Annotated in this window: 4 protein-coding genes; all 4 read right to left on the bottom strand. The window is 73.3% G+C overall.

Going from position 1 to position 6,564, the window contains the following annotated elements:
• Positions 1-11 precede the first annotated feature (11 nt).
• The gene (locus tag K6I34_RS28620; RefSeq protein WP_229330206.1) at positions 12-893 is read right to left on the bottom strand and encodes a carbohydrate ABC transporter permease; all 882 of its coding nucleotides are present in this window, start codon (positions 891-893) and stop codon (positions 12-14) included.
• On the bottom strand, positions 890-2,236 hold the full coding sequence (locus K6I34_RS28625) for a carbohydrate ABC transporter permease (RefSeq protein WP_229330208.1): 1,347 nt from the start codon (positions 2,234-2,236) through the stop codon (positions 890-892). The genes K6I34_RS28620 and K6I34_RS28625 overlap by 4 nt, the downstream gene beginning before the upstream one ends.
• A gap of 98 nt (positions 2,237-2,334) precedes the next feature.
• The gene (locus K6I34_RS28630; RefSeq protein WP_229330210.1) at positions 2,335-3,753 is read right to left on the bottom strand and encodes an ABC transporter substrate-binding protein; all 1,419 of its coding nucleotides are present in this window, start codon (positions 3,751-3,753) and stop codon (positions 2,335-2,337) included.
• Between the two features lie 180 nt (positions 3,754-3,933).
• Positions 3,934-6,564 (bottom strand): FtsK/SpoIIIE domain-containing protein (locus tag K6I34_RS28635; RefSeq protein WP_229330212.1); only part of this gene is annotated, 2,631 nt, incomplete at its 5' end.

Genomic DNA, 6,564 nt, shown 5'->3' on the forward strand with positions numbered 1-6,564 from the left:
CCCCCAGAAGCTCACTTCACCGCCCCCGCCATCACCCCACTGACGAACTGCCTCTGGAACGCGAAGAAGACCGCAAGCGGCACGACCATCGAAAGGAAGGCACCCGATGCGAGGACATCGACATTGTCGCCGAACTGCCGCACCTGCTGCTGGAGAGCGACCGTGATCGGGGGATGCCCGCTGTCGGCGAAGATCAGTGCGATCAGCATGTCGTTCCACACCCACAGGAACTGGAAGATGCCCAGCGAGGCGATCGCCGGCCCGCCCAGTGGCAGCACCACGCGGGTGAAGAGCCGCAGCTCGCCCGCACCGTCCAGCCGCGCCGCCTCCAACAGCTCGCGCGGGATCTCCGCGAAGAAGTTGCGCAGCAGGAACACCGCGAACGGCAGCCCGAAGGCCGTATGGAAAAGAACCACGCCGGGCGTGCTCTCGAAGATGCCCAGGGCGTTGAAGAGCTTGGCCACCGGGATGAGCGCCACCTGTACCGGGACCACCAGCAGGCCCACGACAAGCATGAACCACCAGTCGCGGCCGGGGAAGTCCAGCCATGCGAAGGCATAGCCCGCCAGGGCCCCGATCAGGATCACCAGTACGGTCGCGGGCACCGTGATCAGTGCCGTGGTGAGCAGCGACCGCATGACCGTGTCGTTGTGGAAGAGGTTGCTGTAGCTCTCCGTGGTGAGCTGGGCCGGGTGGGAGAAGACCTTCCACCAGCCGGAGGAGGCGATGTCGGTCTTGTCGCGGAGGGAGGAGAGCAGCAGCCCCACCGTCGGCGTCAGCCAGAGCAGGCCGACGGCGACGAGGAAGACGCGCATCGCGCCCCCGCCGAGCCGGGCGGCTACGCGGGCGGGCAGCGACCGCTTCGCCCGTACGGCCGTGTCCAGCGTGGTCATCGCTGCCGCTCCTTCCGCATCCTGCGGATGTTCACCAGCATCACGGGCAGTACGAGCACCAGCAGGAAGACCGCGATGGCACTGCCCACGCCCTGGTTGACGTCCGTGCCGAACGACGACTGATACAGCTGGAGGGCCAGCACATTGGCTTTGTCGAGGCTCGCGCCCGGCGCGATGATGTACACGAGGTCGAAGATCTTCAGCACGTTGATCATCAGCGTGATGAGGACGACCACCAGGACCGGTGCCAGCAGGGGCACGGTCACCCGGCGGAAGACCTGCCACTCGTTCGCGCCGTCCACCCGTGCGGCCTCCAGCAGTTCGCGCGGCACGCTCGCGAGACCCGCCGCGATCAGCACCATCGCGAAGCCGGCCCACATCCATACGTACGCGCCGATGATCGAGGGGGTGACGAGCGAGGGGCCGAGCCAGTCGATGCCGTTGTAGTGCGCGGCGAAGTTCGAGGCGGGCAGCCGCAGGCGGGCGCCGTCCGCCGCGGTGGGCAGGGTGAAGGTGCCGTCGGGTTCCGTCGTCGCCGAGGCCACCGTGGTGCCGTCCTTGACCGCCTCGACCTTCACGCCGCCGAGGGCCTTCTCGCCCGGGTCGATCATGCCGGGGTGCCCACCGCCGCCCCGGGTGAAGTCCATCCACACGGTGCCGGTGACCTTTCCGGCCACTTCGCGGGCGGGGATGGCGTCCTTCGCGCCCTTGAGGTCGTCGGGCTTCACGCCCACCAGCGGGAGCGCCGCGGGGGTGCCTGCCTTGACCACCGAGCGGGTGGTGAAGGCCCCGCCGCTCGTCGTCAGCACCTTGTCGTTCGAGGGGTGGGCGCCGGGGAAGGGCGCGGGTTCGGTGAACGTGTCGTGGATGCCCACCCACACCGCGTTGGCCACCCCGCGGTCCGGGTTCTGTTCATAGACCAGCCGGAAGATGATGCCCGCGGCGAGCATGGAGATGGCCATCGGCATGAAGACGACCAGTTTGAACGCCGTTCCCCAGCTGACCCGTTCGGTGAGCACCGCGAAGATCAGACCGAGTGCGGTGGCCACGGACGGGGCGACGATCACCCAGATGACGTTGTTCTTCAGCGCCGTGCGGATGCGGTCGTCGGTGAAGACCGTGTGGTAGTTGTCGACGCCCACGAAGCCGTGGCCCGAGGCGTCGAAGAAGCTGCGCCAGACGGAGTAGCCGATGGGGTAGACGACGAGCGCGCCGAGCAGGGCCAGGGCGGGTAGCAGGAAACAGGCGGCCACCCAGAGCCTGGTGCCCAGCACGCTCCTGGGTTTCTTCGGAGGAGGTACGGACGCCGGAGCCGCGGCGCCCTGCGCTGTCGCGGTCGACATGGGGCTCCCGTCAGTTCTGCACGCTCTGCCTGCTCTGGACGTTCAGAACGCGCTGCACGCGCTGCACGCGCCGCACATTCTGAACGTCCCGGTACGTCTCAGTTCTTGAACGCCTTGGCCGCGTCGGCCTCCAGCTTCGCCTGGGTGCCCGCGACGTCGGCCGGGTTCTTCAGGAAGTCCTGGAGGTCCTTCCACTCGCCCTGGCCGGGCTTGGCGCCGAAGGAGGCGGGCGCCTGGTCGGACATGTCGAAGCGGAAGTCGTCGCCTGCCGCCACCAGGGCCTTGGCGATGGAGCGCTGGACGTCGTCGGGGTAGGCGGCGAGGTCCAGGTTCTTGTTCGCGGAGACGAAGCCGCCCTGCTGCGCCCAGATCCGTGCGGCGTCGGTGGAGGCGAGGAAGGTCAGCAGGGCCTGCGCGGCCCGGCCGTCCTTGAGGGCCACGCCCACGTCGCCGCCGGTCACCACCGGGGGCCGGTCGCCCACGGCCGGGAAGGGGAAGACCTTGGCATCCTTGCCGATCGCGGCGTTCGCCCCGGTGATGTTCGCTGCCGCGAAGTCGCCCTCGAAGACCATCGCGGCCTTCGCCTTGTCGCCGCCGATGAAGGTCTGGGTGACGGAGTTGGGGAACTGGGTGCCGATCGCCCCGTCGTTGCCGCCCGCCAGCAGCTCCTTCTTGCCGAAGAGCTGCCCCAGGGTGGTCAGCGCGTCCTTCACGGAGGGGTCGGTCCATTTGATGGTGTGCTTGGTGAGCTGGTCGTACTTCTCCTTGCCCGCCTGGGAGAGGTAGACGTTCTCGAACCAGTCGGTCAGCGTCCAGCCGTCCGCGCCCGCGACCGACACCGGCGGTATGCCGTAGTCGGCGATCACCTGGGCGGTCTTGAGGAAGTCGGGCCAGGTCCTGGGCTCCTTCGCGCCCGCGGCGTCGAAGATCTTGGTGTTGTACCAGACCAGGGACTTGTTGCTGGCCTTGAAGTAGACGCCGTACTGCTTGCCATCGTGCGAGCCGAGGTCCTGCCAGCCCTTGGCGAAGTTCTTGTCCAGCTGCGCGGTGGCCTCGCCGCTGAGTGGCTTGAGCCAGCCCTTCTGCGCGAACTCGTGGAGTACACCGGGCTGTCCGAGCATCGCCACGTCCGGCGGGTCGCCACCCGCGATCTTCGAGCCGATGAAGGACGCCATGTCGTCACCGCTGGGCACGAAGGAGACCTCGGCGCCCGTCCGTTTGGTGAACTCGTCGAGCACCTTGGTGAAGTGCTTCTGCTCGGCGCCCGTCCACACGGCGGTGACCTTGAGCTTCTGGCCGTCCAGCCGGGGGAGTTGCACCGTCTGCGGTATCGCGTCGGAGCTTCCGCTTCTGCCGGCGGACGGTGTGCCGCTGTCACTGCTGTCACTGCTGTCGCTGCCGCCGCAGGCAGCCGCGGTCAGGGCCAGCGTCCCCGCCACCACCACCGCCAGTGCCCCGCGCGCCCCGCGCGCCGTACGAAGCGATGTGCAACGTGATGTACAAAGCGATGTACGCATGCCGCCCCTCCCGTACAGCTCCCCGCGGACGGCCCGCCGGACCGCCGGAAGCCGTCTTCCCGTGCGACAGTCCTACGCCCCGTCACGAGCTGCCGCAATACCGTCTCCAGCGGCAACAGGCCGATCGTGACAGGGCTGTGATGAGCCGTCACGCGGGTGTGGAACCCCTGCGGCGCGGGCTCACAACAGGGGCGGAGCGGCCTGCGCCCCCGCCGACTGCGCGGCGCGCTGGAGGGCGCTGGCGAGCAGGGCGAGGTCCGTCGGACCGTTGCCCAGCTCGCGCAGCGGACGGCGGGTCGGCGGGTCGCCCATGCGCTGCCAGTCCAGCGGTACGACGGTCGGCCGGAGCGTCGCCGTACGCGGGATACGGCCCGTGACCCGGCCCGCCTGGAACGGCGTCGTCGCGTCGTCGTCCGGACGCATCAGCCGCCCGCGGCCCGGCGCGGGCCCGCCCGAGCCGCCGTCGCCCGCCCCGGGGTCCGCGGTCGGCGGCGCGATCTCCAGCACGGCGCGCAGTCCGGCGCGTTCGACCGCCGCCGTGTCGGCCGTGCGGTCCGGGCGGCCCGACGCGGCCACCAGGTGCACCCCGAGCCGCTCGCCGTCCCGCGCGACGGCCTCCAGGGCCCGTACGACCGAGCCCGCGGCGGGGCGGCCCGTGCTGCCCAGCGCGGGGGCGACCAGCGCGTCGAAGTCGTCCACGAGGACGACGAGGCGCGGCAGGGCCGTCTCCGCCGTGCGCGCGGCCTCGTCCTTCTGCGTGCGCAGCTTGAGGGTGCCGCTCGGCGCCGGGTCCAGGTCGCCGGAGGCGGCGTCCGCCGGGCGCCGGGGGGAGACGACATGCGGCGCGGGCGCCGACTGCTGCGCGTGCCACGCGTTGAAGTCGAGCTGTCCCAGCAGCTCGGCGCGGCGCTTCAGCTCCGAGCTGAGGGCCTGCGCGAACTCCCGCATCCGCATGGGGTCCGCGGCGGCCAGGTACGTCGAGGTGTGCGGCAGGTCGGTGCACAGCCTCAGGCCCTCGCCGCGCTCCGCTCCGGTGCCGTCGACCAGCACCAGCGAGAGCCGGTCGGGCCGGTCGGCGGCCGCGAGCGACGCGGCGAGCGAGCGCAGGAGCTCGGTCTTGCCGCTGCCCGGCCCGCCCTCCACCAGCAGGTGCGGTCCGTCGGCCGCCAGGTCCACGGCGAGCGGGCCGTGCGGACCGGCGCCGAGCACGGCGACGGCGCGGCCCCCGGGCCGGTTGCCCCGGTCCGTGGCCGCCGCCCAGCGGGCCGTCAGGGAGGCGGGCGTGGCGCGGGCCAGCCCCAGCTCGTCCAGCAGCCGGGCCGTGCGCGGCAGCGCGGCCGCCACCCGCCCGGCCTGCTCGTCGCCGCCGGCGTCCGCCACGCGCAGAGGCGCGAGCGCCCGCGCGAACCGCTCGGCCCACGCCCCCGACACGGCGTCCACCGCCGCGACCACCGCGGTGCCGACGGGCCGCGGCCCGTCGGCACCCGTGTCCGCGTACGCCGCGAGGGCGTTTCCGGGGGCGCCCCCGGAAACGGTCGCCTCGGTGAGCGCGTCGTGGTGCGGACCGTACGGGTCGGGGTGGCCGGAACCGTACGGCTCCGCGGACGCGGGCCCCTCCTCGGCCGTGGCCGCCGCCCGGTGGATGACCTGGACCACCGTGGCCACGTCCCCGCTCAGCAGCGCGGCCACGCCGCAGTACGGGAAAGCGGGCGAGGTGGTGCGCGCCGTGGCCAGGGTGGCGGAGACGGGCGAGGCGGGCGTGGTGGCCGGGGCGTCGGCCAGGCACACGAGGTGGATGCCCGCCGCGCGGCCGTTGACGGCCAGCCGGGCGACCGTCTCACGGAGGTCCGCCGAGCCGGGGTCGCCGTCCACGATCAGCACGGTGTACGCGCCGGTGTGGCGCTCCGCCGCGGCGGCGACGGCGGCCGGGGGCGCCGAGGCCCAGTGCGGCCCCAGCGGGCCCTCGTCCAGGCGGCGCACCAGCTCGGCGGTGCGGGCCGCGGCCTGCTCGCGGTCGTAGGCGACCAGCAGGCGGCAGTCCTGGCCGCGCACCGGGCGCAGCTGCGGCAGCCAGCTCAGCCACGACCACTCGGCGAGCCGTTCCTCTGCCGTCCGGGAGCGGTCGGCGGTGACGAGGACGAACTCCAGGGCCGTGGGGGAGTGCAGGGCGGCGAGCTGCGCGAGCACGGACCGGGCGAGCCCGGCCAGCCGCGCGCGCGGCCCGGCGAGCCCCAGCGAACCGGCCTGGCGCAGCCCGACCGTCACCGGCACGGAGGTGAGCGGCGCGCTGCCGTCGGCGGTGTGGCGGTCGGCGGTGCCCAGCCGGACGGTCAGCAGGTCCGGGTGGTCCGGGCCGCGCTCCCACAGGCGGGGCCCCGGGCCGAGCGCGGTGAGCAGCACGGTCGCCGGGTCGGGCCAGCGCTGCCGGAGGGCGGCCGACTCGGAGCGGGCGCGGTCGACCGCGCTCTCGCCCTGCCACTCGTCGGCGGCCAGCGGGCGGGCGGCGGCGCCGCGGCCGCCGGTGAGCCGCCTGGCCCACGCGCTTATGCCGCGGTTGCGCCTGCGGCCGTCCTCCTGGGGGTCGCGCGCCGGGCCGGGCTCCGCGGCGGTGTGCAGTGGGACGCCGCGCCCGCCGTGCGTGACGGGGCTGTCGCACGGGACGTCCGCGGGGTGCGCGCCCTCGGCGCCCAGGACGGCCGTGCCGACCGAGGTGGCACCGGCTCTCGGCGGGGGCGGCCCGCCGGGTCCGCCCAGCCACGGCCCCGGCACGGGCGCGCCCACGGGCCCGTGGGCGCGCCCGTGCCGGGGCCG

Source organism: Streptomyces sp. UNOC14_S4 (assembly GCF_020740835.1).
In the GTDB taxonomy this organism is placed as follows: Bacteria; Actinomycetota; Actinomycetes; order Streptomycetales; family Streptomycetaceae; genus Streptomyces.